Origin of the sequence: Pseudomonas sp. ICMP 3272, from assembly GCF_001466905.1 — a bacterium.
GTDB classification, from domain to species: Bacteria; Pseudomonadota; Gammaproteobacteria; order Pseudomonadales; family Pseudomonadaceae; genus Aquipseudomonas; species Aquipseudomonas amygdali.
The window spans coordinates 139,147-165,241 of the sequence record NZ_LKEK01000119.1; the positions used below are offsets into that span (position 1 = coordinate 139,147).

A 26,095-nucleotide genomic window follows, 5' to 3' on the forward strand; every position below is an offset into this window, starting at 1 on the left:
GCCGTCAGGAAGCGGTCGCGCCGAAGAACCAGTAGCAGACGAAGATCGCAGCCACCACACCGGCAAACTCGGCCAGCAGTGCGCAACCCACTGCATGGCGAGCGCGCTGAATGCCCACAGCGCCAAAGTACACCGCTAGCACGTAGAACGTGGTTTCGGTGCTGCCCTGAATCGTTGCGGCGGCCAAGGCTGCGAAGCTGTCGACGCCTTGGGTCTGCATGGTTTCGATCAACAGTGCCCGGGCGGCGCTGCCTGAGAAGGGTTTGACCATCGCGGTCGGCAACGCATCGACGAAGCGTGTATCCAGCCCCAGCCACTGCACCACATGCCGAATACCTTCCAGGCCAAAGTCCAGCGCGCCGGATGCGCGCAGCACACCCACTGCGCAGAGCATGGCGACCAGATAAGGCAACAGGCTTTTGGCGACGTCGAAGCCTTCCTTCGCACCTTCGACAAAGGCCTCATAGACCAGCACCTTGCGCAGCGAGCCGATGATCAGAAACATCATGATCAGGCCAAACAGCGTGAGGTTACCCAGAATGGACGACAGGCCCGCCAGCGCAGCCGCCGACAATGTGCCGAGAAAGGCCATGAACGTACCCAGCAGCAGGGCGCCGGGGATCAGGTAAGCGAGCACCACCGGGTCCCACAGACGCAGACGCTGCATGAGCGCGACCGACAGCAGGCCGACGATGGTCGAGACGCTGGTGGCCAGCAAAATCGGCAGAAATACCAGGGTAGGGTCGGGAGCACCCTGCTGGGCGCGATACATGAAGATAGTTACCGGCAGCAGCGTCAGCGAGGAGGCGTTGAGCACCAGAAACAGGATCTGCGCGTTACTGGCGGTGGTCTTGCTCGGGTTGAGTTCCTGCAGCGAGCGCATGGCCTTCAGACCGATAGGCGTGGCGGCGTTGTCGAGACCCAGCGCGTTGGCGGCGAAGTTGAGGGTGATCAGCCCGAGTGCCGGGTGGCCGGGCGGCACTTCCGGCATCAGGCGCAGAAACAGCGGCCCGAGAACCTTGGCCAGCCAGTCGACGATGCCGGCCTTCTCGGCGATGCGCAAAAAGCCCAGCCACAAGGTCAGTGTGCCGAACAGCAGCACCATGACCTCGACCGACAGTTTGGCCATGGCGAATATACTTTCGACCATCGCCGCAAAAATGCCGGCGTTGCCGCCCACCAGCCACTGCACCAGCGCGGAAATCGTCGCCACGACAAAAAAACCAAGCCACAGGCCATTGAGCATCGGATAAGTCCCTCACAAGATGCGGCGATGATAGCGGCGGGGTGCGCTGGAGGGAAATCGGCAGGTGCTGAAAGAGTTGTAGGAACGACAGGTGCCCGGAGGAACACTATCGTGCCAATGCTCCGCGTCACACATCCGGGCCGCGGCGCACCTTCAGAATCGGACGCAGAGCGTCCAGAAAGGCATTCCCACGCGGAGCATGGGAACGATGAAAACCTTGAGAACACTATCGTGCCAATGCTCCGCGTTGGCATGCAGTTCGTGACGCTCCGCGTCACACACGGGCCGCGGCGCACCTTCAGGATCGGACGCAGAGCGTCCAGAAAGGCATTCCCACGCGGAGCATGGGAACGATGATCAGGGGCTGGGCCGGGGTGAGTGCGGGGTACTCAGCGCCCGGCCAGCAGTTCCTGACCGCGGACCACGGCGGTGCGGACCTGTTCGGGTGCGGTGCCGCCGATGTGGTTACGGGCGTTGACCGAGCCTTCCAGGGTCAGCACGGCAAACACGTCCTGCTCGATCTGATTGCTGAACTGACGCAGTTCTTCCAGGCTCATTTCTGCCAGGTCCTTGCCGGTTTCCACACCATATTTCACGGCATGGCCGACGATTTCGTGGCAGTCACGGAACGGCAGACCACGACGGACCAGATAGTCGGCCAGATCGGTCGCGGTCGAGAACCCGCGCAGCGCCGCTTCACGCATGATGGCGTGCTTCGGTTTGATTGCCGGGATCATGTCGGCGAACGCACGCAACGAGTCACGCAGGGTGTCGGCGGCATCGAACAGCGGTTCCTTGTCTTCCTGATTGTCCTTGTTGTAGGCCAGAGGCTGGCCTTTCATCAGGGTCAGCAGGCCCATCAGGGCACCGAACACGCGGCCGCTCTTGCCGCGTACCAGCTCAGGCACATCGGGGTTTTTCTTCTGCGGCATGATCGAGCTGCCGGTACAGAAGCGATCCGGCAGATCAATGAACTGGAACTGCGCACTGGTCCAGAGCACCAGCTCTTCGGAGAAGCGCGACAAGTGCATCATCGCGATGGACGCGGCCGAGCAGAATTCGATAGCGAAGTCGCGATCCGATACGCCGTCCAGCGAGTTACCGCCCACGACGTCGAAGCCCAGCAGTTTGCAGGTCAGTTCGCGGTCGATCGGGTAGGTGGTGCCTGCCAGCGCAGCGCTGCCCAGAGGCATGCGGTTGAGACGCTTGCGGCAGTCGACCAGACGCTCGTAGTCGCGGCTGAGCATTTCGAACCACGCCAGCATATGATGACCGAATGTAACGGGCTGGGCGGTCTGCAAATGGGTGAAACCGGGCATGATGGTTTCAGCTTCGCGCTCGGCCTGGCCCAGCAGGCCTTGCTGCAGACGCGTGATTTCGCTCAGGATCAGGTCGATTTCGTCGCGCAGCCACAGACGGATATCGGTGGCGACCTGATCGTTGCGGCTACGGCCAGTGTGCAGCTTCTTGCCGGTGATACCGATGCGATCGGTCAGGCGTGCTTCAATGTTCATGTGCACGTCTTCCAGATCGACGCGCCACTCGAAATTGCCGGCCTCGATCTCGGCCTGGATGGTGTTCAGGCCGTCAACGATGGTGTCACGCTCGGCGTCGGTCAGAACGCCCACCTTGGCCAGCATCGTGGCGTGGGCGATGGAGCCCATGATGTCGTGGCGATACAGACGTTGATCGAAGGTGACGGAGGCAGTGAAACGCGCGACAAACGCGTCGACGGGTTCACTGAAGCGGCCGCCCCAGGACTGATTGGTCTTGTCGGTGCTCATGGATTCGCTCGTTGCTAACAGAAAGTGGCGTGCCCGTTACCTGGCACAAGGGCGATTGCGATGATAACAGGGTTGATGCATTTTTATCCCCGGACAGCTTGCCGCTGACGAGGCCAGGGCAGAGACTGGAGGCATGCGAATCGAACCTGTGAAACACGATGCCCGGCCTGTGCCCGGCAAAGACTTTTTCCTCCCCGAACTGTGCCTGCCGCAGGCATTGCTGGTGCTTGTCGTTCTGGCGGAGCTGCTGGTGCTGGTTCTGGTGCTGGTAGAACCGATGCGTACCGGCTTCGACTGGGTACGTCTGGCGCTGATGTCGCTGTTCGTGCAATGGATCGTGCTGCTCTCCGCAGCGCTGCTGTGTGGTTTGCGACCCTGGCTGGCGCGCCTGACACCGGGGCTGGCAGGCATGCTCAGCTGCCTGCTGGTGGTCGGCCTGACGTTGCTGTGCACAGCCGTCACCGATGTCTGTCAGCTCACCGGACGGATCTCGATCGGCGGGATGGTCGAGCGCTACCTGCGCTACTCGACCATCGCGTTGATCATGTCCGCCCTGATGCTGCGCTATTTCTATCTGCAGAGTCAGTGGCGCAAGCAGCAACAAGGCGAGCTGCGCGCCAGGATCGAATCGCTGCAGGCGCGGATCCGCCCGCACTTTCTGTTCAATACCCTCAACAGCATTGCCAGCCTGGTTGCCAGCAACCCGGTCAAGGCAGAGCAGGCGGTACTCGACCTTTCAGACCTGTTTCGCGCCAGTCTGGCCAAGCCCGGCAGCCTGGTAACGTGGGGCGAGGAGCTGGCATTGGCAAAACGATATTTATCGATTGAGCAATATCGTCTTGGCGAGCGTCTACAGTTGGACTGGAGGGTGAGTGCAATTCCCGATGACTTGCCGATTCCCCAGCTAACCTTGCAGCCATTACTTGAAAACGCTTTGATTTATGGCATTGCTCCGCGAGTCGAGGGGGGCGTTGTAACGGTCGAAGCGAACTATGAAGGGGGAGAGTTCATATTGAGCGTCAGTAATCCCTATGAAGAAGTTGCCAATCGGCAGACTTCCAACGGTACTCAGCAGGCTCTGACGAATATAGGCGCACGTATTGCGGCACTTTTTGGCCCGCATGCCAGTCTGAGCGTGGAGCGCCGTGACGGTCGTCACTACACCTGTCTACGCTATCCTTGTGCGAGACTCACGCAGGAAGCCAGAGCTATATGAATGTCCTGATCGTTGATGACGAACCCCTGGCCCGCGAGCGATTGAGCCGCATGGTCAATGAGATTGAGGGTTATCGAGTACTGGAACCCAGCGCCTCCAATGGTGAAGAAGCCTTGGCGCTGATTGAAACTCACAAACCGGACGTGGTGCTGCTCGATATCCGCATGCCGGGTCTCGATGGCCTGCAGGTTGCAGCGCGCCTGTGCGAGCGGGAAGCTCCGCCTGCGGTCGTGTTTTGCACTGCCCACGATGAATTCGCCCTGGAAGCTTTCCAGGTCAGTGCAGTCGGCTATCTGGTCAAGCCTGTGCGCTCCGAGCACCTCGTCGAAGCATTGAGGAAAGCCGAGCGGCCAAACCGCGTGCAACTGGCGGCGTTGACCCGTCCGGCTGCAGAAAGCGGATCGGGCCCGCGCAGCCATATCAGCGCGCGGACCCGCAAAGGTATCGAGCTGATTCCACTCGACCAGGTTATCTACTTCATCGCCGATCATAAGTACGTGACCTTGCGTCATGAGGGTGGCGAAGTGCTGCTGGACGAGCCGCTCAAGGCGCTGGAAGACGAATTCGGCGACCGTTTCGTGCGCATTCACCGCAATGCACTGGTGGCCCGCGAGCGAATAGAACGGTTGCAGCGCACGCCGCTGGGGCATTTTCAGCTGTTTCTCAGAGGGCTTAATGGCGATGCGTTGATCGTCAGTCGCCGCCATGTAGCCGGTGTACGCAAGATGATGCAGCAGCTCTAGAGCTCCCCGCTCTGGAGCCTGGGCATCAAAACCGAGTCACGGAACTGGTCGGGTTTTCAGATCTGTGTGTTCTCCGGTTTGTCTGCGGGGCACCGTCCTGCCCCCTCAGCCACTGGCCGATTCGGTGATCGAAGTCAGTGGGCTGACGCAAGTTTTCAGTCGGCGCTGAAGCCACCCTGACTGAGCTGTTATTATCCGTCGCATTCACTCAGTACGGATTGTTCAATGTCCTCTCGCGAAATCCGCATCGCCACGCGCAAAAGTGCGCTGGCACTCTGGCAGGCAGAATACGTAAAGGCCCGTCTCGAACAGGCTCATCCCGGCCTGCTCGTGACGCTGGTGCCCATGGTCAGTCGTGGTGACAAGCTGCTCGACTCCCCACTGTCGAAAATCGGCGGCAAAGGTCTGTTCGTCAAGGAGCTGGAAACAGCGCTTCTGGAAGACAACGCCGATATCGCCGTGCATTCGATGAAAGACGTGCCGATGGATTTTCCACAAGGCCTGGGCCTGTTCTGCATCTGCGAGCGTGAAGACCCACGCGATGCGTTCGTGTCCAACACCTTTGCCAGCCTGGACGAACTGCCAGCCGGCAGCATCGTCGGCACCTCCAGCCTGCGCCGTCAGGCGCAATTGCTGGCGCGTCGTCCCGATCTGCAGATCCGCTTCCTGCGTGGCAACGTCAATACGCGCCTGGCCAAGCTCGATGCCGGCGAGTACGACGCCATCATTCTTGCCGCGGCGGGCCTGATCCGCCTGGGCTTTGAAAATCGTATCACCTCGGCAATCAGCGTTGACGACAGCCTGCCAGCGGGCGGCCAGGGCGCGGTGGGTATCGAATGCCGCAGCGTTGATGCCGAAATTCATGCCTTGCTTGCCCCTCTGCATCACGAAGACACCGCCGTGCGCGTGATTGCCGAACGCTCGCTGAACAAGCACCTCAACGGTGGTTGCCAGGTGCCTATCGCCTGTTATGCCGTGCTGGAAGGCGATGACGTCTGGTTGCGCGGGCTGGTGGGCGACCCGTCCGGGAGTGTATTGCTGCACGCCGAAGCCCGCGCACCACAGACATCCGCCCAGGCGCTGGGTGTACAGGTGGCCGAAGCATTGCTGGCGCAGGGTGCCGCGGACATTCTGAAAGCGGTGTATGGCGAGGCCAACAACGAATGAACACCTGGCGCCTGTTGCTGACCCGCCCGGCCGAAGAATCGGCAGCGCTGGCGAACGTGCTGGCCGAGGCCGGTATCTTCAGCAGCAGCCTGCCTTTGCTCGAGACAGAGCCATTGCCCTTGACGCCTGCACAGCGTTCGATCATTTTCGAGCTGCTCAATTATTGTGCAGTGATCGTGGTCAGCAAACCTGCGGCGCGGCTGGCCATCGAGCTGATCGACGAAGTGTGGCCACAGCCACCCATGCAACCCTGGTTCAGTGTGGGTTCAGCAACCGGGCAGATACTGCTTGATTACGGGCTCGATGCGAGCTGGCCGGAGCAGGGCGATGACAGCGAAGCCTTGCTTGAGCTGCCGCGCCTGAAACAGGCGATTGCCGTACCGGGAAGCCGTGTGCTGATCATGCGCGGTGACGAAGGACGCGAACTGTTGGCCGAGCAATTGCGCGAGTTGGGGGTGGGAGTTGATTACCTGCCGTTGTATCGTCGCTACCTGCCGCAGCATGCCCCCGACGCCCTGCCGCAACGTGTTGCGGTGGAACGCTTGAACGGGCTGGTGGTCAGCAGTGGGCAGGGTTTTGAACATTTGCTTCAGCTGGCGGGTGATTCATGGCCGGACCTGGCCGATTTGCCACTGTTCGTACCAAGCCCCCGGGTTGCCAGCATTGCGCAGGCAGCTGGAGCCCGGACCGTTATTGATTGTCGTGGCGCCAGCGCCACGGCATTGCTGGCAGCGTTGCGGGATCAACCTCAGCCTGCCGTCAAGGCGTAATGATCGACAATTGTCGTTTACGCTATTACGCCAAAATGCAAAGGATGGGATACGTGAGCGAAACAGCCTTGCCTAAAGACGATGAATCGGTGTTGAAAACGCCTGCACCCAAGCCTGACCCAGTACGTGCCGAGCGCACCGGCAGCCGCAGCAGTGGCCTGGTATTCCTGGCCTTGCTGCTGGGTATCGCGGGTGTCGCGGTCGCAGGCTGGGGGGTCTGGCAACTGCGCATGCTGCAAGCCGGCCACCAGCAGCAGCGCGGCCAGGTTGAAGACATCGCCGAGCAGACGCTGGTACTGGCTCAGAATGATCAGCAACTGAGCGCACGCCTCGCGCAATTCCCGCCTGCCGATCAGTTGGCAGACAGCAGACGTCTGGTCGCGCAATTGCAGGGCGATCAGCAGCGTCTCAGCCAGCGACTCGAAACCGTGCTGGGCGCGAGCCGCAAGGACTGGCGCCTGGCCGAGGCCGAGCATCTGCTGCGTCTGGCCAGCCTGCGTCTTTCAGCACTGCAGGACATCAACAGTGCTCAGGCGCTGGTTCAGGGTGCCGACGAAATTCTGCGTGAGCAGGACGATCCCGGCTCCTTTGCCGCCCGCGAGCAACTGGCCAAGAGCCTTGCCGCCTTGCGCAGCGTTGAGCAGCCAGACCGCACCGGACTGTTCCTGCAACTGGCCGCCCTACGCGAACAGGCTGAGCAGCTCAATAAGCTGGCACCTGAATACGAAGACAAGGGCGAGTCTCTTCTGGGTCTGACCGCCGACAAGACTGAACAAAGCCGGTGGACGCAGTGGTGGGACGAAATTTCCCACTACTTCCGTATCGATTTCAACGCCGACAAGAATATCCGCCCGGTATTGGCAGGCCAGAGCCTTTCCCAAGTGCGCCTTGCCCTGAGTCTGGCGCTGGAGCAAGCGCAATGGGCGGCGCTCAACGGTGAGCCGCAGGTCTACACCAAGGCCATTACCGAAGCGCAGAGCGTTCTGAAGGCCAACTTCGATCAGGACGACCCACAGAGTAAAGTGCTCGGCCAAGGGCTTGAGGCTCTGGCCAAACAGCCCGTATCGGTCAAAACCCCTGATCTGGCGCAGAGCCTTAGCTCGGTGCAGGCCTACCTTGAACGCCGTCATGCCGCGGGCCAGCCAGCCGAGGCGCAACAGGGGACCAGCCGATGAAGCGCTTTTATGTGCTGTTATTCATCGCTATCGCCGCCGCGGCGCTGATTGGTGTCGCCATCGCCGAGCATTCCGGCTACGTGCTGATCGCCTATCAGAACTTCCGCTATGAATCGAGCCTGTGGGCAACGCTGGCGCTGCTGGTCGCAGTTCTGCTGGTGATCGCCCTTCTGCGGCTGATCATCACGCTGCTGACGACGTCAGGCCGCGTGGTCAACCCATGGTCGCGTCGTAACCGCCGTCGCCGTGTGCAACTGGCTATCGAGCATGGCCAGATGGACCTTGCCGAGGGACGCTGGGCCAGCGCACAACGTCATCTGCAACGGGCGGCGGAAGCCGATGCCCATCCACTGCTTTACTACATTGGCGCCGCCCGCGCGGCCAATGAGCAGGGGCGTTACGAAGACTGCGATGCCTTGCTGGAGCGTGCGCTGGAGCGTCAGCCACAAGCCGAACTGGCAATTGCCCTGAATCACGCTCAACTGCAACAGGATCGTGGCGACACCGAAGGTGCGCTCACCACGCTGCTGGCAATGAAAGAGCGTCATCCACATAACCCTCAGGTGCTTCGCCAGTTGCAGCGTCTGTATCAGCAACGTGGCGACTGGTCCGATGTTGTTCGTCTGATGCCGGAGCTGCGCAAGGACAAGGTCCTGCCAGCCAAGGAGCTTGCCGAGCTGGAACGCCGCGCCTGGGGCGAGAACCTGACCCTGGCGGCGTACCGCGATGGTATCGAAGGCTCACCCACCGGGCTGCCATCGCTGGAAAGCGCCTGGCAAGGACTCGCCTCCGCACAGCGTCAGGAGCCGCAACTGGTGCTGGCGTATGCCGATCAATTGCGTCGTCTGGGCGCCGAAGCACAGGCTGAAGAAGTGCTGCGTAGCGCCCTCAAGCGCGAATACAACAGCCATCTGGCGCGTCTGTATGGCCTGGTGCGCGGCAGCGATCCGCTGAAACAACTGCAAACGGCAGAAGGCTGGCTCAAGCACCATCCTGCCGATCCAAGCCTGTTGCTGAGCCTGGGGCGTATCTGCCTGCAAGGCCGACTGTGGGGCAAGGCGCGGGATTATCTGGAGAGCAGCCTGCGTCTGGAACGCAACCCCGAGACCTGCGCAGAGCTGGCTCGTCTGCTGGCCCAACTGGGTGAGACGGATCGCAGCAATACGCTGTTTCAGGAAGGCCTGGGCCTGCTCGACGAGCGCTTCCTGTCGCGCCCTGTGCCTACGCTGACCAAAGCATAAAGCTGTCGGAGAGCCCCGTGAGAGGGCTCTCCATGCTGTCTCGGCGACAGCAGAAACCAGTGCGTGAGAATCTTCCTACGCCGATGTGTAAAAGAACCACGTAGTAGTGTGTTTGTTTTCCCAGATAAACAGCGAAGTATCCGCACGCCGCCACCTTGAATGCGCCGCACCCTTTCCTCTACCGTAATCGCCTCGTCCTTTGTTACGGATTTGCCATGTATCTGGCTCGCACACGCTTCCTGTTTTTCTTGGCATCGCTGGCCTGTGCATCAATCATTGGCACCGCCTTTTATCTGCAGCAAACCTTCGGCCTCGACCCTTGCGTCCTTTGCCTGATACAACGCGCGGCAATCATCGCCTGCGGTGTGTTGGCATTGTGCGCTGCCTGCCACGCTCCCGGCCCGACAGGCATGCGGCGCTACAGCCTGGGCTTTCTGCTGATCGCGCTGACAGGGCTTGTTACGGCAGGCGCTCAGGTATGGCTGCAAACCGCCTCGGCAGATCAATTGATACCTTTCATTACCAGACTGGAGCATCTGTTAAGCCTGCTCTCACTGGACATGTGCATTGACCGGCTGCGAAGCGATGCAATGTTTTGCGCAGAAATCACCTGGACCCTGTTCGGTATAAGCCTGCCGGAGTGGAGTCTGCTGGCATTTACCGGCCTTGCGCTGTTACCGCTGTATCCTCTTTTCAGCGAATTCAGCCACTGGCTGGCGACCAAAGATCGGGCCAGGTATTAAACGCTTGTATGAACTTTATCTCCTGCGTACCTTGAAGGCCTTGTCGAGCGGGCATAATCTGGCCCGCACGCGTCACTGGAAATATGCTGTCCTGGCGCATCTATCAGGCCAGGTACAGGCTAACCGCCAGGACCGGCCCAGGACTGCATGCCCCTGAAGGGAAGAGAGAAGACCATGCTGGAAAGTTGTCAGAATGCTCAGGAACGCTGGGGCGGAGTCAATAAGCTGATTGATCGCTGGCTTCAAAGCCGCCTCGAACTGGTCGAAGCCTACGATGCGCTGGGCGACACGCCCCAGGCTTTGGCAGCCGACCTTGAAGGCTTGCAGAACTTCTGTGGAGTTCTTGTCGATTACGTCTCGGCCGGACACTTTGAGGTCTATGAACAGCTGGGTGATGAAGCCCGCGCGTTCAACGACGAGCGTGGGCTTGAGCTGGCTGACACGATCTACCCGCGCCTGGACGTTATTACCAAGTTTGCGTTGACGTTCAATGATCGCTGCGACAAGGGCGACTGCTCGGACGCTACCGTGGTGGCCAAGGAATTCAACCAGCTGGGGCAACTGCTGCACGAGCGCTTCGAGCTGGAAGACTGCCTGATTGAAGTGCTGCACAACTCCCACAAGGAAGAGATCGCCGCGCAGGTGTGACCGCTCGCATGCAGAGGCTACAAAACCGCCAAGGGTGCTTTTGCACCCTTTCGCGTTTCTGGATTCCGGATTTACATCCGCTTACTGTGAAACGGCAATCAGCTCGATTTCAAATACCAGCGGAGTGAACGGATCGATCAGGTCGCCAGCACCCTCAGCGCCGTAGGCTTGATCCGAAGGAATCACCAGTCGCCATTTAGCGCCGGTCGGCATCGTCTGCAATGCGCTGGTCCAGCCGCTGATCACGCTGTCGAGCCGGAACCATTGCGGCTGGGTGCTCTGATCGAAGATCGTGCCGTCCGGCAAACGACCCACATAGCGCACTTCAACCCTGCCATTGGCATCAGGTTTGGGCCCCGTGCCAGGTGTCAGCTCGGTCATGAGAATCCCGTCCGCCAATACCTTCACACCCGGCTTGGCCTTCTCGCTGTCCATGAACGTGCGCTCTGCCTTGAGGGCTGCTTCGGTAGGCGCGTCTGTGCCTGCGGTCTCGGCCTGCGCGATTGCGGCGTCATGCTCACGCAGGACCTGGTCGATACGCTCCTGCTTGAGTGCCAGCGGCTTGCCCTGATAAGCCTGTTTCAGACCGTCGACAAGTGCCTTGAGATCAAGGTCAGGGACTTCCTGATGCAAGCGTTCACCCAGGCTTGCACCCAGGCTGTAGGCGAGATCATGACCATCATCGGCCGCCGCAGGTGGTGCTTCGGCAGCTTGAGCCAGGGGTAGCAAGAGGAACAACGACGTTAACAGGTAGCGCGACATTAATGCTCTCCGGCCTGGGAAGGCAGCGATTATGCCAGCGCCAGCGCGTGTAGTGACGAGTCTTGCGAAGTGAATTTCACAATGCCTGTGCATCGTGTCAGGCAATCATTTTTTGCAGTATGCAACAGCGCCCCCTGGATGCTGTCAAGATGCGCTAGCGGCGATGCGCGCAGAAGCCTAGTATGAGCCGCAATTTCGTCACCCAGGAGGTAAGTCATGTCGGCCAAAAAGAAGCCAGTAAATACTCCGTTGCATTTGCTCCAACAATTATCGGGCAGCTTGCTTGAACATCTGGAAGACGCCTGTTCCCAAGCCTTGGCTGATGCCGAGAAACTGCTCGCCAAGCTTGAGAAACAACGCGGCAAGGCGCAGGAAAAACTGCACAACTCCCGCATCAAACTGCAGGACGCTGCCACCGCCGGAAAATCCAAGGCACAGGCCAAGGCCAAAGACGCCGTTTCCGAGCTGGAAGAGTTGCTCGATGCCCTCAAGGATCGCCAGACCGAAACCCGCACCTACATTCTGCACCTCAAGCGCGATGCCCAGGAGAGCCTGAAGCTGGCCCAGGGTATCGGTCGCGTGAAAGAGGCGGTCGGCAAGATCCTGACCACTCGCAATGCCAAGCCTGCTGCCCCTAAAGCCGCCGCCAAAGCAGCGACTGCCGCTACAGCAAAAGCACCTGCAAAAACCGCAGTGAAAGCGGCCGCTGCCAAGCCTGCCGCCAAAACTGCTGCCAAGCCTTCGACGGTCGCCAAGCCTGCAGCCAAACCTGCGGCAACCAAGGCCCCGGTCAAAGCTGCCGCCAAACCTGCCACCCGGGCAGCGGCAGCAGCGAAGCCTGCCGCGGCAAAAACAGCCGCCGCCAAGCCGGTTACGGCTAAACCTGCTGCCACCCGGCCGGCTGCCAAAGCGGCTGCGGCCAAGGCACCTGTCGCCAAAACGACGGCAAGCAGCGCTGCCAAACCAGCAGCAACAAAAACTCCGGTAGCCAAACCAGCGGCGAAAGCCCCGGTGAAAGCGCCCGCGAAGGCCGCGACCAAAGCACCAGTCAAGGCGCCTGTGAAAGCAGCAGCCAAGCCTGTCGCCAAACCTGCGGCCAAGCCAGCAGCGAAGCCGACCGCCGCCAAACCGGCTACGCCAGCGCCTGCTGCCGCTGCCAAGCCGACGACGCCTGCACCTGCCGCGCCATCTGCTGCACCGGCAACACCTGCCAATGGCGCAACGCCAACCAGCGCTTCCTAAGTCTGGTCGACGGCAAGATCAACCGCGATGCGCAGCACATCCAGCGCATCGCGGTTTTTTTCTGCATCCCCTTCGGCAAGTTCGAGCAGCCACTCGTCTGCATTCCTCGCCTCACCCGCCGGCCAGTCCCCGGTCAGTGCCTCAAGCTTTATCATCAGGCTCTGTTCGGCCTCCAATTCCAGCGCCTTGACCTTCATCCGTAATGTAGCCAGCAAGGCATCTTCAAGCGCCGCATTGCGCCATTGGTTACGCAAATCCCGTAGCGGACGCACGACATCGTCATGCCAAGGTGTCGCCAACTGCTTTATTTGCGCCACCCGCTGCGCATTGCACGCCACGTCGCGCGTGCCGAGCCAGACCCCGCAAAGCACCATGCACACGTTGGCCCCGTTGGCCTGCAGCGTCAGACAAGCCTGCTCTACACCCGGACGGGCATAGAAATCGAGGGTGAAACTCCAGAGCGCTGAAGGCATAGTGATCCACCTGTTCAGGACGAAGCTGGTAGACTCCGCCGCCATTATGATTCGACTTCAAAGCCTTACCTTACAGCGTGGTCCGCAACGTCTGCTAGAAGACGCCGAGCTGACTCTGCACGCCGGCCATAAAGCCGGTCTGATCGGTGCCAATGGCGCCGGTAAATCCAGCCTGTTCGCCTTGCTGCGTGGCGAGCTGACGCCCGACGCCGGTGACTGCCTGCTGCCCGCCGACTGGCGTATCGCGCATATGCGTCAGGAGGTCGACACCCTTGAGCGCCTGGGCGTGGACTACGTGCTCGACGGCGACGAGCGCCTGCGCGAGGTTCAGCGTCTGCTGGCCGAAGCGGAAGCCGCGCAGGACGGCGCTGCTCAGGCGCGTCTGCATTCGGAGCTCGACAGCGCCGACGGTTATACCGCAGACGCGCGGGCGCGCAAGCTGCTGGCCGGGCTGGGTTTCACCAACGAACAGATGGAACGTCAGGTCGGCAGTTTCTCCGGCGGCTGGCGTATGCGCCTGAACCTCGCGCAGGCGCTGATGTGCCCGTCCGACCTGTTGCTGCTCGACGAACCGACCAACCACTTGGACCTCGACGCCATTCTATGGCTTGAAGACTGGCTCAAAAGCTACCCCGGCACCTTGCTGCTGATTTCCCACGACCGGGATTTTCTGGACGCTGTGGTCGATCACATCGCTCACGTCGAGCAACGCAAGATCACCCTCTATCGTGGCGGCTACAGCGCGTTCGAGCGCGCTCGTGCTGAACGTCTGGCCCAGCAGCAACAGGCCTACGAGAAGCAGCAGGCGCAACGCGCGCACATGGAAAAGTACATCGCGCGCTTCAAGGCCCAGGCCACCAAGGCCCGTCAGGCACAAAGCCGGATCAAGGCACTGGAGCGCATGGAAGAGCTGTCCGCCGCGCACGTCGATTCGCCGTTCAACTTCGTTTTCCGTGAATCCGACAAGATCTCCAGCCCGTTGCTGGATCTGTCAGACGCGCGTCTGGGTTACGGCGACAAGACCATCCTCGAGAAGGTCAAGCTGCAACTCACGCCGGGCGCGCGCATCGGCCTGCTGGGCCCCAACGGCGCGGGCAAGTCGACGTTGATCAAAAATCTGGCTGGCGAGCTTCAGCCGCAGAGCGGTCGACTGGTTCGAGGTGAAAACCTCACCGTCGGCTACTTCGCCCAGCATCAGCTTGACTCACTGGATGCCAAAGCCACGCCATTGCTGCACTTGCAGCGTCTGGCACCGACTGAACGTGAACAGACACTGCGCGACTTCCTCGGCGGCTTCGATTTCCGTGGCGCGCGTCTGGATGAGCCGGTGCTGAATTTCTCCGGTGGCGAGAAAGCGCGTCTGGCGCTGGCGCTGATCGCCTGGGAAAAGCCCAACCTGTTGCTGCTCGATGAACCGACCAACCACCTGGACCTGGAGATGCGCCTGGCGCTGACCATGGCCTTGCAGGAGTTCGGTGGCGCGGTACTGGTGGTGTCTCACGATCGGCACTTGCTCAAGAGCACCACCGATGACTTCCTGCTGGTGGCTGACGGTCGCGTACAGGAGTTCGACGGTGATCTGGATGACTACACGCGCTGGCTGGCCGATTACCGCCTGCGCAACGCGCCGGTCAGCACCACCCCAGTCAACGCTGACAAGACTGACAAGAAAGCCCAGCGTCAGCAGGCAGCGGCCTTGCGTCAGCAACTGGCACCGCACAAGCGTGAAGCCGACAAGCTGGAGCGTGACCTTGGGCTGGTGAATGAAAAACTCGCCAAGGTCGAAGAAGCGCTGGCGGACAGCACCAACTACGAGGCGGCCAATAAGGACAAACTGCGCGACCTGCTGGCCGAGCAGGCAAAGTTGAAAGTACGTGAGTCCGAGCTGGAAGACGCCTGGATGCAGGCACTGGAACTGCTGGAGTCCATGCAAGCCGAACTGGAAGCATTGTCGTGAGTGAGGCGGGGAAGTGATGGACATGTTGGGCTTGCCGGTATCCGCGTACTGGCTTGAACCGTTGCTGATCGGTGTGCAGATTCTGCTGATCCTGTTGGCCGGTTATGTATTGCAGCGCATCGTGGGCGGTTTTCTGACCGGTCTGGGCGAGCGCTATCCATTGCCGCCAGAGCTGTTGGTGCCGGTGCGTGGCGGCTTGCGCTGGTTGATCATGGGCAGCGCGTTTGTTCTCGTCCTCGGCCGCCTCGGAGTTTCGGCCACGGTGCTGTGGACGGCACTGTCCGGCTTTGTAGCCGTCGCGGCGGTGGCGTTCTTCGCCATGTGGAGCGTGCTGTCGAACCTGCTCTGCGCCATTTTGATCTTCACCATCGGCCCGTTCCGCATCGGTGACATGGTCGAGCTGGTCGATACGCTGGACAAGCCCGGGGTAAAAGGTCGCGTGGTCGCTATCAATCTGATGTTCACTACCCTGATCGAGACCCCGGAAGCCGGTGGCGCGCTGGTTCAGGTGCCCAATAGCCAGTTTTTCCAGAAGTCGGTCCGGCGCTGGCGTGGCAGTGATCTGTTTCCACAGATGGTGGTTGCTAAGCAGCCTGACGAGCAGGATTAAAAATAGTTAGCCTTCCAAAGCGTTAACCACTAATTTATCGGGCATTCGACTTTGCTTGAGGTGTGTGATGGCGCTTGAAACGTGGCTGGGCTTCTTTGCGGCCTGCTGGATTATCAGCCTTTCCCCCGGTGCAGGCGCTATCGCCTCGATGTCCTGCGGCCTGCAATACGGTTTTCTGCGCGGCTACTGGAATGCCTTGGGGCTGCAAATTGCCCTGGTGGCGCAAATCGCGATTGTTGCTGCCGGGCTTGGCGCGGTATTGGCAGCTTCCGAGATGGCCTTCACGCTGATCAAGTGGTTCGGCGTGGCATACCTGGTCTATCTCGGCATCAAGCAATGGCGTGCATTGCCTACTGACCTTGGCGACGAGTCTGCCGTGCGCCCTGTAGGCAAACCGATGACGCTGGTGATCCGCGGTTTTCTGGTCAATATCAGCAACCCCAAAGCCCTGATCTTCATGCTGGCGATTTTGCCGCAATTCATCGAACCGGCTGCTCCGCTGCTCATCCAGTACGTCATCATCGCGGCGACCATGGTTGTGGTCGATCTGATCGTGATGGCGGGCTACACCGGGCTGGCGTCGAAGGTGCTGCGCATGCTCAAGACGCCTCGCCAGCAGCGTCGCTTGAACCGTACGTTTGCCAGCCTGTTCGTAGGGGCGGCGGGGTTTCTGGCCACACTGCATCGCGGTACAGCGTAAACCTGCCAACCTCTTCAAGCCTTTGAACGGGCAAACGTCCTGTTCAAAGGCTATATGAAGGCCGAACGTAAGATTCTGTAACAAAAACAGACCTCGACTCTTGAGTAGTGCTCTTGCGGCGTTAACAATGCACCGCATCGCATTCCTGTCGAGATTCTGCAATGCCCCTCCGTTCTCGTTTCCTTGCCTGGCTGCTGATGCCGCTACTGGTGCTGTGCAGCGGCGTCACGCTGGCTGATCCTGTCGAGGGCGCAGCCCAGGCGTTGCATCTGCTGGATTATCTGGGTGCCGACTACCCGGCCACGGCGGCGGATGGCAAGGTCGTGAATACCGCCGAGTATCAGCAGCAGGTCGACAACCTGGCAGCGCTGCAAAGCCTCGTCGTGGCCCTGCCGCAACGCGCAGAGCGCGCTGATCTGGAGCAGGCCGTCACGCAGCTGAAAAACGCCGTGGCGAGTCGACAGGACGGTGTACAGGTCGCTCGTCAGGCGCGGCAGTTGAGTGCGAAGCTCGCACTTGCCTACGAAGTCAGCCAGGCCCCGGCCATTACTCCGGACCCGGCCCGTGGTGCGCCACTTTACGCTCAGCATTGCTCGGTCTGTCATGGCGATAGCGGCGCAGGCGACGGCCCGGCAGGCATCGGTCTGGAGCCGCCTCCCTCGAACCTGCGTGACTCGGCACGGCTGGATCGCCTGAGCCTTTATGATCTCTACAACGCGACCGGGCTGGGCATCGCCGGGACCGACATGCCCGCATTTGCCGATCAACTGGACGACCGCCAACGCTGGGACATCGCGACCTATATCGCCGGTTTCAGTGCGCAACCGGTTGCCAACCCGGCCAAGACCTTCAACATCGCCGACCTGGCTCGTCAGACACCTGCCGAAGTTCAGACAGCCGAAGGTCCGGATGCCAGCGCAACCTTCCGTGCCCAGCGTGCGCAGCCGCCACAGGTGCAGCGCGGCCCGGCGCAACTGCTGGATTACACCAGTGTAACGCTGGACAAAAGCCTGGCTGCCTACAAGAGCGGTGATCGCGAGCAGGCCTATGACTTGTCGGTGGCAGCGTATCTGGAAGGTTTCGAACTGGTCGAAAGCTCACTGGATAACGTAGACGCCAATGTGCGCAAGGACACTGAAAAAAGCCTGATGGCTTACCGACAGTCCTTGCAGGACAGCCTGCCGCTGGCGCAGGTTGCCCAAAAGCTGGAAGCGGCCAAAGGCAAGCTCAAGGAATCGGCGGGGCTGTTGGGCAGCGATGGTCTGAGCCTGTCGCTGAGCTACGTTTCGGGCCTGTTGATTCTGCTGCGTGAAGGACTGGAAGCGATTCTGGTACTGGCGGCGATTCTGGCGTTTCTGCGCAATACCGGCCAGCAGTCTGCGGTGCGCAGCGTCAACATCGGCTGGGGTCTGGCGCTGCTGGCAGGGCTGGGTACCTGGGCACTGGCGGCCTATGTCATCGACGTCAGCGGCGCACAGCGTGAATTGCTGGAAGGTGCCACCGCGCTGTTTGCCAGCGTAATGGTGCTCTGGCTTGGTGTGTGGATGCACGACCGTCGTCATGCCGCCGCATGGCAGGACTATGTCAAAAGCAGTCTGGTCGGCGGCGGTGGTCGTTTCGGCTTCGCGGTGCTGGCGTTCTTCTCGGTGTATCGCGAGCTGTTCGAAGTCATCCTGTTCTATGAAACCCTGTGGTTGCAGGCAGGACCCGCCGGGCACGATGCAGTGCTGGCGGGTGGTGCCACGGCGCTGGTGCTGCTCGTGGGCCTGGCATGGGTCATCCTGCGCGGTTCGGCGAAGCTGCCGCTGTCGCTGTTCTTCGGCATCAACGCTGCGCTGCTGTGCGCGCTGTCAGTGGTGTTTGCCGGTCATGGCGTCAAGGCACTGCAGGAAGCGGGCATATTCGGTACAAGGCCCGTGCCGTTCTTCGAGTTCGACTGGCTGGGCATTCATGCTGACCTGTACTCGCTGAGCGCACAGGCCATTGCCCTGACCGCCATTGCGGTGCTGTACGGCAGAAGTCGTCTGGCAGAGAAACGCAGGCTTCAGGCAGCAGGCTGAGGGTTCAATATCTGGACGGACACGTGGCGCCTGCTGCGTGTCCGCAATAGACTAATAAGTATTATTACCTCCCGCCGTTAGATACGTTCCTCCCTGTACAAACAACCACCTGTTACTTCTGCCAGTAGACGCACTTTCTTGTCAGGCCTAGTGTAGCGAAACGCCAACTCGGCTACCGGGTACTGGCGCATTTACCTGAGAACGAGGTGGGTGATGGTCAAGTACGAGATTCGGTTGTGGGCTGAAGATACCAAGCGACATAACCATCCTGTAATAGCCATTGAGTTTTATGAGGACAATGAGCTGCAAGAACATGCCCTGATAAAACTTTATCCTCATGGACGATACGAAATAATAGGAGGCCAACTGGGCAGGGATGAGGAAGTACTCCATGTTCTGGCGTTGGCGTTCAGGAAGAAGGTGGCTGAGCTGGCGGATTGGTAAGGCCCGGCTTAGGCTTGGCGCAAAACCTTAATTTTTACAGGTGCCGGAAAGGTCCGCAGTGCTGGCATCTCAATCAATAAAAGAGGATTGAGAACATGGCTAATTATGAAATCAGAATTTCTAGTGACGATTTTGAAAGTGATGGAGTTCCTGAGGTTTTGGTGGAGTTCTGGAACCTTGATAAGTCGGTAGACACCGACTATACGCTTCCTGGGCTCAAGATTTTAGTTACTCAAAAAGGTGAACTATCCCATACGGCTTATGCTACTACACCAGAATTGGGCAAGCCCTACGACACCGTTAAAAGCGGTGCTGATGTCGACGGAGTAGCAGGTGTTGGCCAGGCAGATAATGAACTTGTTCTGGGTCTGGTCAACGCATTTGTAAAACTGAAAATTTCCAGCCAGTAAAGCCGTGCGTGCGAAGACCCTTAGCCTCTATCTTGCGCAAAGGGGCGTTTTATACGCCCCTTTTTAGCGATGGATCAATCAACCCAAATCCACCGGCTTCTTCAACTTCGGATTCGGAAAAAACTGCACACCCTGCACCTTCGGGTCTGCCGGTTTGACCACCACCTTGTTGACCCGCGTACCCAGCTCCTTCGGTATCGAAATACCTTGTTCGTTGAGCGTATCGCTGTAGCCGCAACCCACGCACTCGCGGTGCGGCACGTCGTTTTCGCTCCACATCATGAGCTTGTCAGGCTCGCTGCATGCCGGGCAAACAGCCCCGGCAATGAAGCGTTTCTTGGTAATGATTACCGGTGTATCGGTCATGCTGCCGCGTCCTCACTCAAGCCACTGTGACGCAAGAGTGCGTCAATCGACGGCTCGCGTCCGCGGAAGTCGACGAACAGCACCATCGGCGCCTGTGAACCGCCACGGGCCAGAATGGCTTCGCGGAAGGCACGGCCGGTTTCAGCGTTGAGCACACCGTCTTCCTCGAATTTCGAGAACGCATCGGCAGACAGCACTTCGGCCCACTTGTAGCTGTAATAACCGGCTGCATAGCCGCCTGCGAAGATGTGCGCGAAGCTGTTCGGGAAGCGGTTGTAGGCAGGCGGACGCATGACCGACACTTCATCACGAACGCCTTCCAGCACTTCAAGTACGCTGCGGCCATCGCCGTGGGTGGCGTGCAATTCAAAGTCGAACAGCGAGAACTCCAGCTGACGCACCATCATCAGGCCGGACTGGAAGTTCTTGGCGGCGAGCATTTTCTCCAGCAGGTCCTGCGGCAATGGCTCGCCGGTTTCGTAATGACCGGAGATCAGCGCCAGGCCTTCGGGCTCCCAGCACCAGTTTTCCATGAACTGGCTCGGCAACTCGACTGCGTCCCAGGCCACGCCGTTGATACCGGATACGCCGGCATGATCGATGCGGGTCAGGAGATGATGCAGGCCATGACCGAATTCGTGGAACAGCGTGGTGACTTCATCGTGGGTCAGCAGCGCAGGCTTGCCCGCGACCGCAGGCGTGAAGTTGCACACCAGATTGGCCACCGGGCTTTGCAGCGTGCCTTCAGCCGTGCGACGGCGATCACGAGCGCCGTCCATCCAGGCACCGCCACGCTTGTTGGCGCGCGCATACAGATCGAAGAAGAAACGCCCGACGTGCTGGCCGTTTTCCTTGATCTCGAACAGACGAACATCCGGGTGCCAGGTGTCGAAGCCTTTCTGCTCGGCAATCTCGATGCCGTACAGACGCTGGACAATGGCGAACAGGCCGCCAAGCACTTTATCGATGGGGAAGTAGGCGCGCAGGATTTCCTGGGAAACGCTGTAGCGCTGTTCGCGCAGCTTCTCGCCGTAGAAACCGCTGTCCCAGCTTTGCAGATCCGGGCAGCCCTGTTCGGCGGCGTAGGCCTTGAGCTGCTCCAGGTCCTGGGCCGCGAAAGGCTTGCTGCGTTTGGCCAGGTCACGCAGGAAGCTCAGCACCTGATCGCTGGACTCAGCCATCTTGGTTGCCAGGCTCAGCTCGGCGAAGTTCGCGTAGCCAAGCAGTTGGGCCAGTTCCTGACGCAGGTCGAGGATCTGCTCCATGACAGGGGTATTGTCGTTCTTGCCCGCATTCGGGCCTTGATCCGACGCGCGAGTGCAGTATGCCGCATAGACTTCTTCACGCAGTGCGCGGTCTTCGGCGTAGGTCATCACCGCGTAGTAGCTCGGGAATTCCAGCGTGATCAGGTAGCCTTCCAGATCCTTGGCCTTGGCGGCGGCAGCCATCTGCTGTTTGGCAGAATCGGTCAGTCCGGCGAGGGCGGACTCATCGGCGACCAGCTTGGTCCAGGCCTGAGTGGCATCGAGCAATTGGTTGGAAAACTGGCTGCCCAGCTCCGACAGTTTGCTCTGCACTTCGGCGTAACGCTTCTGCTGTTCAGGCGGCAGATCGATGCCGGACAGGCGGAAGTCGCGCAGCGATTGCTCCAGAATGGTCTTCTGACCGACGTCGAAGGTGGCGGCTTCAGGGCCGTTGGCCAGCGCTTCATAGGCCTGAAACAGCGCGCGATTCTGGCCCATCTCGGTGGAGTAGGCGCTCAATGCGGGCAGGCACGACTCGTATGCCTCGCGCAGCTCGGCGCTGTTGCACACGGCATTCAGGTGGCTGACCGGGCTCCATGCCGCGCCCAGGCGGTCATTCAATTCGTCCATCGTCAGCACCAACCCGGCCCAGGTCGGTGTCGACCCCTGTTTGGCGAGGATGTCGGCAATCGCGGCACGGTTGTCCGCCAGAATTTTTTCAATAGCAGGTTTGACATGTTCGGCACGAATCGCCGAAAAGGGTGGCAGGTCGTACGATTGCAGAAGAGGGTTGTTCGCGCTCACGGTTTTGCACCTTGGCTGGAAGAAACACCCAGCCATCTTAATTACAATCGACGCCGACCGCAGCAACCAAACCCGCTCTGCACGCCTATCACTGCCAAAGAAGGAGCCTATCGTGGCCATTCGCAAGTTTCAGGAACACACCCCGGCCCTCGGCGAACGGGCCTTTGTCGACCATTCAGCGGTGGTTATCGGCGATGTTGAAATCGGTGCCGACAGCTCCGTCTGGCCATTGACGGTGGTACGCGGCGACATGCACCGCATCCGCATTGGTGCCCGCACCAGCGTGCAGGACGGCAGCGTGCTGCACATCACCCACGCAGGCCCCTTCAACCCGGACGGTTTCCCGCTGCTGATCGGCGACGAAGTGACCATCGGCCACAAGGCCATGCTGCATGGCTGCACAATCGGCAACCGCATCCTGGTCGGCATGGGCACGACGATCATGGACGGCGCGGTTGTCGAAGACGAAGTCATCATCGGCGCAGGCAGCCTGGTACCGCCCGGTAAAGTGCTGGAAAGCGGCTTTCTGTACGTCGGCCGCCCGGTCAAACAGGTGCGTGCATTAACCGACAAGGAAATCGCCTTTTTTCCGTACAGCGCCACTAATTACGTGAAGCTCAAGGATCAGCATCTGGCGGAGGGGTTTGATCAGGCCTGACTATCGTTCCTACGCTCCAGAGTAGGAATGCATCCCGTGCCGCTCTGCGTCACAAATCTGCACAGCGCCGCTCACTCAAGATCGGACGCAGAGCGTCCAGAAAGGCATTACCACGCGGAGCGTAGTAACGAGAATCCATCAAGGCATCAACCGCTGTAGCGCCGCCTTGCGCGCCTCGACCGGCATCCCTCCCAACTTCTCCACAGCATTGAAAAACGCCACCCAATCGCCATTCACCTGCCTGAACAACGCCGCAAACGCTGGCACCCACTGATCATAAAGGCCAAACGGCAGCAGCTTGGCGTTGTTCATCGGGCTGTTGATCCAGGCATCAAAACGCTTATCGCCCGCCCATTGCTCATCACGCAACTTGCGGTAGTCACTGCGCAACCGCTCAAACTCTTCAGCCTTGCGCGCGCGCATCACTTCAGCAGACAGCGGCTGGCGATACAACGCCTTGAGCCGCTCCCGAGTATCGAGCACCAACCGGATAAACTGGTCACGCCGTGCGGACTGCGAAACACTCTCAGGCGGCAACCCCCGTGCCGCACGCCACTGCCGCGTACCTTCCTGTTCGACGAAGCTGGCGTAGGACTCATTGAACTCGGTGTCGTCTTTCACATAAAACCGCTGATGCGCCAGTTCATGGAAAATCAGCGTGGCCAGACGCTCGTCACCCCAGCCCATCATCGAACTGAGAATCGGGTCATTGAACCAGCCCAGTGTCGAATAGGCTTCCACACCACTCAAATACACATCCTTACCCGCCTGCCGCTGCAACGCCGCCTCACCACGCGCCCCGCCAGGGCTGTAATAACCGCGATACGCGACACACCCGGCAATCGGAAAACAATGCGTGACAGGCTCCAGCGAAAACTCGTCGGTGGCGAACACATTCCACACCACATAAGGACGACCCAGATCCGCATACAGGCGATAGCTCTTGTTATCCGGAAGGTGCAAATGCTCGCTGGCAAACCGGCGAGCCAGCTGTGACCGAGCCAAGTGTTCGCGCAAACCCGCGTCCCGAGTCGGGTCAGCAATAATCTTTTCCACCGGCTCACGCGCCTGCAGCAACTGCCACTGGCCTTGAGCCAACTGACCATAATAGGAAACGCTGGAGCAACCAGCGAGCAGCGTAATGGCCGTTAGCGCGAACAGGTGATGAAGGCGTGAGGCAGAGGGTATGGGCATGGAGGGCAGGGCTTTGGTGGTGTGGATACGGTGATGTTATGCCGGACGGGTGTGCGGGTGTGCAAGTGTTGTGAGGGTATGAAACGGCGCATTGGCTGCTTGTTAACCGTATCCAATTGACAGACTCCGGCCGGTTCACTGTAATGGCCGGCGCTACGGACAACGCAAGGGACCTGCCATGACCAAAACACCCACTTCCGGCCGAGGCGATCTGCCCCGCGCGCTGATTTTCATCCCGCTGGGCCTGTGCCTGCTCTACCTTACTCTTTGGCTGGCCGTTGATCGGACGAACTTTCTGGCCCGAGCGCAACGTGCCGAAGGGCATGTCAGTGCCCTGAATGCGGGCGGCAGCCACCCTCAAGTGGACTTCACCGATGCTGCGGGCAAAGCGGTCAGCTACCCCGAAGGCGGCTTTATATTCGGCTATTCGGTGGGCGACCCGGTGACAGTGCTCTACCTCGGCGAAGCCCCCTCCAGCACCGCGATCATTGAAGACCAGGGTGCGCTATGGGGCGCGAGCCTGCTGACGGGACTGTTCGCGACCGTGTTTACCGCAGGAGGCGGTTACCACATGGCTGCATGGATTCGCCGTCGCCGGATGGCACGGCTACTTTAAGGACCGAATGCCCATTGTCATTCGCAGGCGCTACAAGCCTGCCGGCATAGGCGGGTTTATCCTGAACGCACTCGATGGCTCGGTTGGGGCTAGCTTGATTATGGGCGCGAGCTTGCCGCAGTAGGGTAAGATCATCTGTAAATACTGGACAGGTGCTTAAAGTTATCCGTTGTAAAAATTTTCGGCTTCTCGTAAAAATAACTTGCAGCTCTAATTATCCGCGAAGATGCTGCTCAATAGCCCCGGCCCCACGTAAAATTATACCTTACGATCATCAGTGATTACAGATGAAACCGTGCGACTTTCCCATTCAAGCGTATGCTAGACACAATGACAGTGCTATCTGCCTGCGACTCATAATCCTGCTAGTTAATACTGTGTTGACGAATTTTGAACGAGCTATAAAGCATTCGGTAGTACCTCTTGACCACGAGATTTCTTGAGAGTTGACGACCGTCAACTGAACTCTATCCATACTATCACCGAAAAGGAGTTGCTACCTTAAGCAGCCCCATGTCAATTGTGAGCTCTCCACCAACCCCATCAAACCAAGAATTTAAATAATTACTGCATCCACATACCAGATAGCACCACCGAAACTTACTAACCAGAATTGAATTAACACTCATGAAAACTCACTAAACACTGTTGACCATACGAATTTAATAACAAAAACTCGAGTTCCCCGACCAGACTTAATGCGCCTAAAAAATCACTCACCTACTACTGTATGTTTTAATAAATATAGCCATGCACCGCTGCCATAAATTTTTAGCAGCGGATAAAAAACACAGAATACGATTATTCATGTTGGCTTTTGATTGGATAATCCTCCCCTGTTACACTTTCGTAAACAGCCGATACAATTTTGTAGGTATCAGTCCTATCAGGGATATCATAGTTCTCCTTAGGTTCTATATGCTGCGCTTCCTCAGCAGCAACAATTATAAACGTCAGCAAGGCCATTACAGATCGCCTGAACTTAACGCCCGGAGGAGATCTATCTTTGACACCGTGAAAAATCAATTTACTACATAGCTTATTCACAGCAGGATCTTCAAACTTTAGTGGCAAGGCGCTGTGTGCGAAAATATTTCTTATCCCACGAATACTGTGAAGGTCTGTTACCGCATTCCTAGGAATAAGGCCTAACAAGTATGAAAAATTTATTCTTGAAGAAAATGTACCAAGCGCTCCATTAACGTCAAACACTGGAACAGTCATTGTATTATTATTCACCAGTCTTGCTTTCAATAAATCTTTGAGTCGGTCATCTAAAAAAGCTGCGGACATCAGGACTGAACCTCTAGCAGTCTCTTCAGTTATAGAAGTCCGGAAATTCATGATTTCCTGCGCACTTTTAGCCAAGCTAGCATTTGACTCAGCTAACTCAGCTAACATTTCATCAGTTATTACCTTTAAGTGCTCTTGCACTGCTTTAATTTTTTCATTATCTCGTGAGGCCTTACTTGTATCTTTCATACGCACCGCCCTTATACATATTAAAACTACATATTGCAAGATACATTATAGCTCATAAAACCCCCAAGAATTAAATTTTTTATGCATCTAGTCAAACTGAAGCAACTTTGAGATGACAATCTATTCTCAATAATTCTTGACCAAAACTTTAAAACAACCGACTAACTCAATAGTTGTCTTTTCTGCGCCAATTAGTTTGGCTTATAGGTCAAATTATCTAAAGCGAGCTATACCCTGCATGGGCAGCGCCCCATAGTTAATTGGTTTTTTCTCACTATTACGAGTTTGGCCAGGGAACAGTATGCCTGCCACTCTACTTTTTAGCTCGTAGAGCTGTGAT

The 26,095-nt window shown here is 58.7% G+C and carries 25 protein-coding genes; 17 read left to right on the top strand and 8 right to left on the bottom strand.

What is annotated here, in order from left to right:
- Nucleotides 1-4 precede the first annotated feature (4 nt).
- A complete protein-coding gene (locus AO068_RS25840) occupies nucleotides 5-1,246 on the bottom strand; it encodes a nucleoside recognition domain-containing protein (protein ID WP_058409837.1) in 1,242 nt (413 codons plus the stop codon).
- A 389-nt stretch (nucleotides 1,247-1,635) separates the two neighbouring features.
- A complete protein-coding gene (gene argH, locus AO068_RS25845; RefSeq protein ID WP_058409838.1) occupies nucleotides 1,636-3,030 on the bottom strand; it encodes an argininosuccinate lyase in 1,395 nt (464 codons plus the stop codon).
- A 133-nt stretch (nucleotides 3,031-3,163) separates the two neighbouring features.
- Between argH and AO068_RS25850 the strand changes: the two genes are divergently transcribed.
- From AO068_RS25850 to AO068_RS25885, 8 genes are all read left to right on the top strand, one after another.
- Nucleotides 3,164-4,246 (top strand): sensor histidine kinase, encoded by a 1,083-nt coding sequence (locus tag AO068_RS25850; protein WP_044321083.1) that lies wholly within the window; start codon nucleotides 3,164-3,166, stop codon nucleotides 4,244-4,246.
- A complete protein-coding gene (locus AO068_RS25855; protein WP_002551374.1) occupies nucleotides 4,243-4,989 on the top strand; it encodes a LytR/AlgR family response regulator transcription factor in 747 nt (248 codons plus the stop codon). The genes AO068_RS25850 and AO068_RS25855 overlap by 4 nt, the downstream gene beginning before the upstream one ends.
- Nucleotides 4,990-5,214: 225 nt before the next feature.
- Entirely contained in the window at nucleotides 5,215-6,156 is a 942-nt protein-coding gene (hemC, locus tag AO068_RS25860) for a hydroxymethylbilane synthase (RefSeq protein WP_058402445.1), read from the top strand.
- Nucleotides 6,153-6,926 (top strand): uroporphyrinogen-III synthase, encoded by a 774-nt coding sequence (locus tag AO068_RS25865; RefSeq protein WP_058402446.1) that lies wholly within the window; start codon nucleotides 6,153-6,155, stop codon nucleotides 6,924-6,926. The genes hemC and AO068_RS25865 overlap by 4 nt, the downstream gene beginning before the upstream one ends.
- A 53-nt stretch (nucleotides 6,927-6,979) precedes the next feature.
- On the top strand, nucleotides 6,980-8,101 hold the full coding sequence (locus AO068_RS25870) for a uroporphyrinogen-III C-methyltransferase (protein WP_058409839.1): 1,122 nt from the start codon (nucleotides 6,980-6,982) through the stop codon (nucleotides 8,099-8,101).
- Nucleotides 8,098-9,342 (top strand): heme biosynthesis protein HemY, encoded by a 1,245-nt coding sequence (locus AO068_RS25875; RefSeq protein WP_058409840.1) that lies wholly within the window; start codon nucleotides 8,098-8,100, stop codon nucleotides 9,340-9,342. Before AO068_RS25870 ends, AO068_RS25875 begins: the two co-directional genes overlap by 4 nt.
- A gap of 215 nt (nucleotides 9,343-9,557) precedes the next feature.
- Nucleotides 9,558-10,085, top strand: coding sequence for a disulfide bond formation protein B (locus AO068_RS25880; protein ID WP_005732781.1), 528 nt, complete (start codon nucleotides 9,558-9,560; stop codon nucleotides 10,083-10,085).
- Nucleotides 10,086-10,259: 174 nt separating this feature from the next.
- Nucleotides 10,260-10,733, top strand: a complete 474-nt coding sequence (locus AO068_RS25885) for an Rsd/AlgQ family anti-sigma factor (RefSeq protein ID WP_057405717.1) — start codon at nucleotides 10,260-10,262, stop codon at nucleotides 10,731-10,733.
- 81 nt (nucleotides 10,734-10,814) lie between these two features.
- Here AO068_RS25885 and AO068_RS25890 read toward each other — a convergent pair whose 3' ends face one another.
- Nucleotides 10,815-11,495, bottom strand: a complete 681-nt coding sequence (locus AO068_RS25890) for an FKBP-type peptidyl-prolyl cis-trans isomerase (RefSeq protein ID WP_002551367.1) — start codon at nucleotides 11,493-11,495, stop codon at nucleotides 10,815-10,817.
- 216 nt (nucleotides 11,496-11,711) lie between these two features.
- Here AO068_RS25890 and AO068_RS25895 point away from each other — a divergent pair, with 216 nt between their 5' ends.
- The gene (locus AO068_RS25895) at nucleotides 11,712-12,737 is read left to right on the top strand and encodes an AlgP family protein (RefSeq protein ID WP_058409841.1); all 1,026 of its coding nucleotides are present in this window, start codon (nucleotides 11,712-11,714) and stop codon (nucleotides 12,735-12,737) included.
- Here AO068_RS25895 and AO068_RS25900 read toward each other — a convergent pair.
- Complete coding sequence (locus AO068_RS25900) at nucleotides 12,734-13,210, bottom strand: TIGR02444 family protein (protein WP_058409842.1); 477 nt, start codon at nucleotides 13,208-13,210, stop codon at nucleotides 12,734-12,736. The genes AO068_RS25895 and AO068_RS25900 overlap by 4 nt on opposite strands.
- Nucleotides 13,211-13,256: 46 nt before the next feature.
- Here AO068_RS25900 and abc-f point away from each other — a divergent pair, with 46 nt between their 5' ends.
- From abc-f to AO068_RS25930, 6 genes are all read left to right on the top strand, one after another.
- Nucleotides 13,257-15,167 carry a ribosomal protection-like ABC-F family protein gene (abc-f, locus tag AO068_RS25905; RefSeq protein WP_058409856.1) on the top strand — a complete coding sequence of 637 codons (1,911 nt, stop codon included), beginning with the start codon at nucleotides 13,257-13,259 and terminating at the stop codon, nucleotides 15,165-15,167.
- A gap of 16 nt (nucleotides 15,168-15,183) precedes the next feature.
- Nucleotides 15,184-15,777 (top strand): mechanosensitive ion channel family protein, encoded by a 594-nt coding sequence (locus AO068_RS25910; RefSeq protein WP_058409843.1) that lies wholly within the window; start codon nucleotides 15,184-15,186, stop codon nucleotides 15,775-15,777.
- A 67-nt stretch (nucleotides 15,778-15,844) separates the two neighbouring features.
- Nucleotides 15,845-16,477, top strand: a complete 633-nt coding sequence (locus tag AO068_RS25915) for a LysE family transporter (protein WP_058409844.1) — start codon at nucleotides 15,845-15,847, stop codon at nucleotides 16,475-16,477.
- Between the two features lie 161 nt (nucleotides 16,478-16,638).
- Nucleotides 16,639-18,537 (top strand): cytochrome c/FTR1 family iron permease, encoded by a 1,899-nt coding sequence (locus AO068_RS25920; RefSeq protein ID WP_058409845.1) that lies wholly within the window; start codon nucleotides 16,639-16,641, stop codon nucleotides 18,535-18,537.
- A gap of 213 nt (nucleotides 18,538-18,750) precedes the next feature.
- Entirely contained in the window at nucleotides 18,751-18,981 is a 231-nt protein-coding gene (locus AO068_RS25925) for a hypothetical protein (RefSeq protein ID WP_005743920.1), read from the top strand.
- 95 nt (nucleotides 18,982-19,076) lie between these two features.
- Nucleotides 19,077-19,391 (top strand): hypothetical protein, encoded by a 315-nt coding sequence (locus AO068_RS25930; protein ID WP_054994648.1) that lies wholly within the window; start codon nucleotides 19,077-19,079, stop codon nucleotides 19,389-19,391.
- Between the two features lie 78 nt (nucleotides 19,392-19,469).
- Here the strand turns inward: AO068_RS25930 and AO068_RS25935 are convergent, their stop codons facing one another.
- A complete protein-coding gene (locus AO068_RS25935; RefSeq protein ID WP_005743922.1) occupies nucleotides 19,470-19,757 on the bottom strand; it encodes a YheV family putative zinc ribbon protein in 288 nt (95 codons plus the stop codon).
- Nucleotides 19,754-21,805, bottom strand: a complete 2,052-nt coding sequence (gene prlC, locus AO068_RS25940) for an oligopeptidase A (RefSeq protein WP_058409846.1) — start codon at nucleotides 21,803-21,805, stop codon at nucleotides 19,754-19,756. Before prlC ends, AO068_RS25935 begins: the two co-directional genes overlap by 4 nt.
- 112 nt (nucleotides 21,806-21,917) lie before the next feature.
- Here prlC and AO068_RS25945 point away from each other — a divergent pair, with 112 nt between their 5' ends.
- Nucleotides 21,918-22,463, top strand: coding sequence for a gamma carbonic anhydrase family protein (locus AO068_RS25945; RefSeq protein WP_058402455.1), 546 nt, complete (start codon nucleotides 21,918-21,920; stop codon nucleotides 22,461-22,463).
- Nucleotides 22,464-22,601: 138 nt separating this feature from the next.
- On the opposite strand, the gene AO068_RS25950 is transcribed toward AO068_RS25945, so the two are convergent.
- Entirely contained in the window at nucleotides 22,602-23,657 is a 1,056-nt protein-coding gene (locus AO068_RS25950; RefSeq protein WP_058409847.1) for an aminopeptidase, read from the bottom strand.
- 178 nt (nucleotides 23,658-23,835) lie between these two features.
- Here AO068_RS25950 and AO068_RS25955 point away from each other — a divergent pair, with 178 nt between their 5' ends.
- Complete coding sequence (locus AO068_RS25955; RefSeq protein WP_058409848.1) at nucleotides 23,836-24,273, top strand: DUF3592 domain-containing protein; 438 nt, start codon at nucleotides 23,836-23,838, stop codon at nucleotides 24,271-24,273.
- 801 nt (nucleotides 24,274-25,074) lie between these two features.
- Here AO068_RS25955 and AO068_RS28710 read toward each other — a convergent pair.
- Nucleotides 25,075-25,755, bottom strand: a complete 681-nt coding sequence (locus tag AO068_RS28710) for a hypothetical protein (protein ID WP_058428129.1) — start codon at nucleotides 25,753-25,755, stop codon at nucleotides 25,075-25,077.
- Nucleotides 25,756-26,095: the final 340 nt, after the last annotated feature.

Bases quoted from the DNA above. Each gene is read 5' to 3' on its own strand.
- AO068_RS25900 (WP_058409842.1), bottom strand. From the start codon at position 13,210: ATGCCTTCAGCGCTCTGGAGTTTCACCCTCGATTTCTATGCCCGTCCG.
- abc-f (WP_058409856.1), top strand. From the start codon at position 13,257: ATGATTCGACTTCAAAGCCTTACCTTACAGCGTGGTCCGCAACGTCTG.
- AO068_RS25880 (WP_005732781.1), top strand. From the start codon at position 9,558: ATGTATCTGGCTCGCACACGCTTCCTGTTTTTCTTGGCATCGCTGGCC.
- argH (WP_058409838.1), bottom strand. From the start codon at position 3,030: ATGAGCACCGACAAGACCAATCAGTCCTGGGGCGGCCGCTTCAGTGAA.
- AO068_RS25855 (WP_002551374.1), top strand. From the start codon at position 4,243: ATGAATGTCCTGATCGTTGATGACGAACCCCTGGCCCGCGAGCGATTG.
- AO068_RS28710 (WP_058428129.1), bottom strand. From the start codon at position 25,755: ATGAAAGATACAAGTAAGGCCTCACGAGATAATGAAAAAATTAAAGCA.
- AO068_RS25890 (WP_002551367.1), bottom strand. From the start codon at position 11,495: ATGTCGCGCTACCTGTTAACGTCGTTGTTCCTCTTGCTACCCCTGGCT.
- AO068_RS25925 (WP_005743920.1), top strand. From the start codon at position 18,751: ATGGTCAAGTACGAGATTCGGTTGTGGGCTGAAGATACCAAGCGACAT.
- AO068_RS25920 (WP_058409845.1), top strand. From the start codon at position 16,639: ATGCCCCTCCGTTCTCGTTTCCTTGCCTGGCTGCTGATGCCGCTACTG.
- AO068_RS25935 (WP_005743922.1), bottom strand. From the start codon at position 19,757: ATGACCGATACACCGGTAATCATTACCAAGAAACGCTTCATTGCCGGG.
- AO068_RS25910 (WP_058409843.1), top strand. From the start codon at position 15,184: ATGGACATGTTGGGCTTGCCGGTATCCGCGTACTGGCTTGAACCGTTG.
- AO068_RS25915 (WP_058409844.1), top strand. From the start codon at position 15,845: ATGGCGCTTGAAACGTGGCTGGGCTTCTTTGCGGCCTGCTGGATTATC.
- hemC (WP_058402445.1), top strand. From the start codon at position 5,215: ATGTCCTCTCGCGAAATCCGCATCGCCACGCGCAAAAGTGCGCTGGCA.
- AO068_RS25895 (WP_058409841.1), top strand. From the start codon at position 11,712: ATGTCGGCCAAAAAGAAGCCAGTAAATACTCCGTTGCATTTGCTCCAA.
- AO068_RS25930 (WP_054994648.1), top strand. From the start codon at position 19,077: ATGGCTAATTATGAAATCAGAATTTCTAGTGACGATTTTGAAAGTGAT.
- AO068_RS25840 (WP_058409837.1), bottom strand. From the start codon at position 1,246: ATGCTCAATGGCCTGTGGCTTGGTTTTTTTGTCGTGGCGACGATTTCC.
- AO068_RS25950 (WP_058409847.1), bottom strand. From the start codon at position 23,657: ATGCCCATACCCTCTGCCTCACGCCTTCATCACCTGTTCGCGCTAACG.
- AO068_RS25955 (WP_058409848.1), top strand. From the start codon at position 23,836: ATGACCAAAACACCCACTTCCGGCCGAGGCGATCTGCCCCGCGCGCTG.
- AO068_RS25875 (WP_058409840.1), top strand. From the start codon at position 8,098: ATGAAGCGCTTTTATGTGCTGTTATTCATCGCTATCGCCGCCGCGGCG.
- AO068_RS25885 (WP_057405717.1), top strand. From the start codon at position 10,260: ATGCTGGAAAGTTGTCAGAATGCTCAGGAACGCTGGGGCGGAGTCAAT.
- AO068_RS25850 (WP_044321083.1), top strand. From the start codon at position 3,164: ATGCGAATCGAACCTGTGAAACACGATGCCCGGCCTGTGCCCGGCAAA.
- AO068_RS25865 (WP_058402446.1), top strand. From the start codon at position 6,153: ATGAACACCTGGCGCCTGTTGCTGACCCGCCCGGCCGAAGAATCGGCA.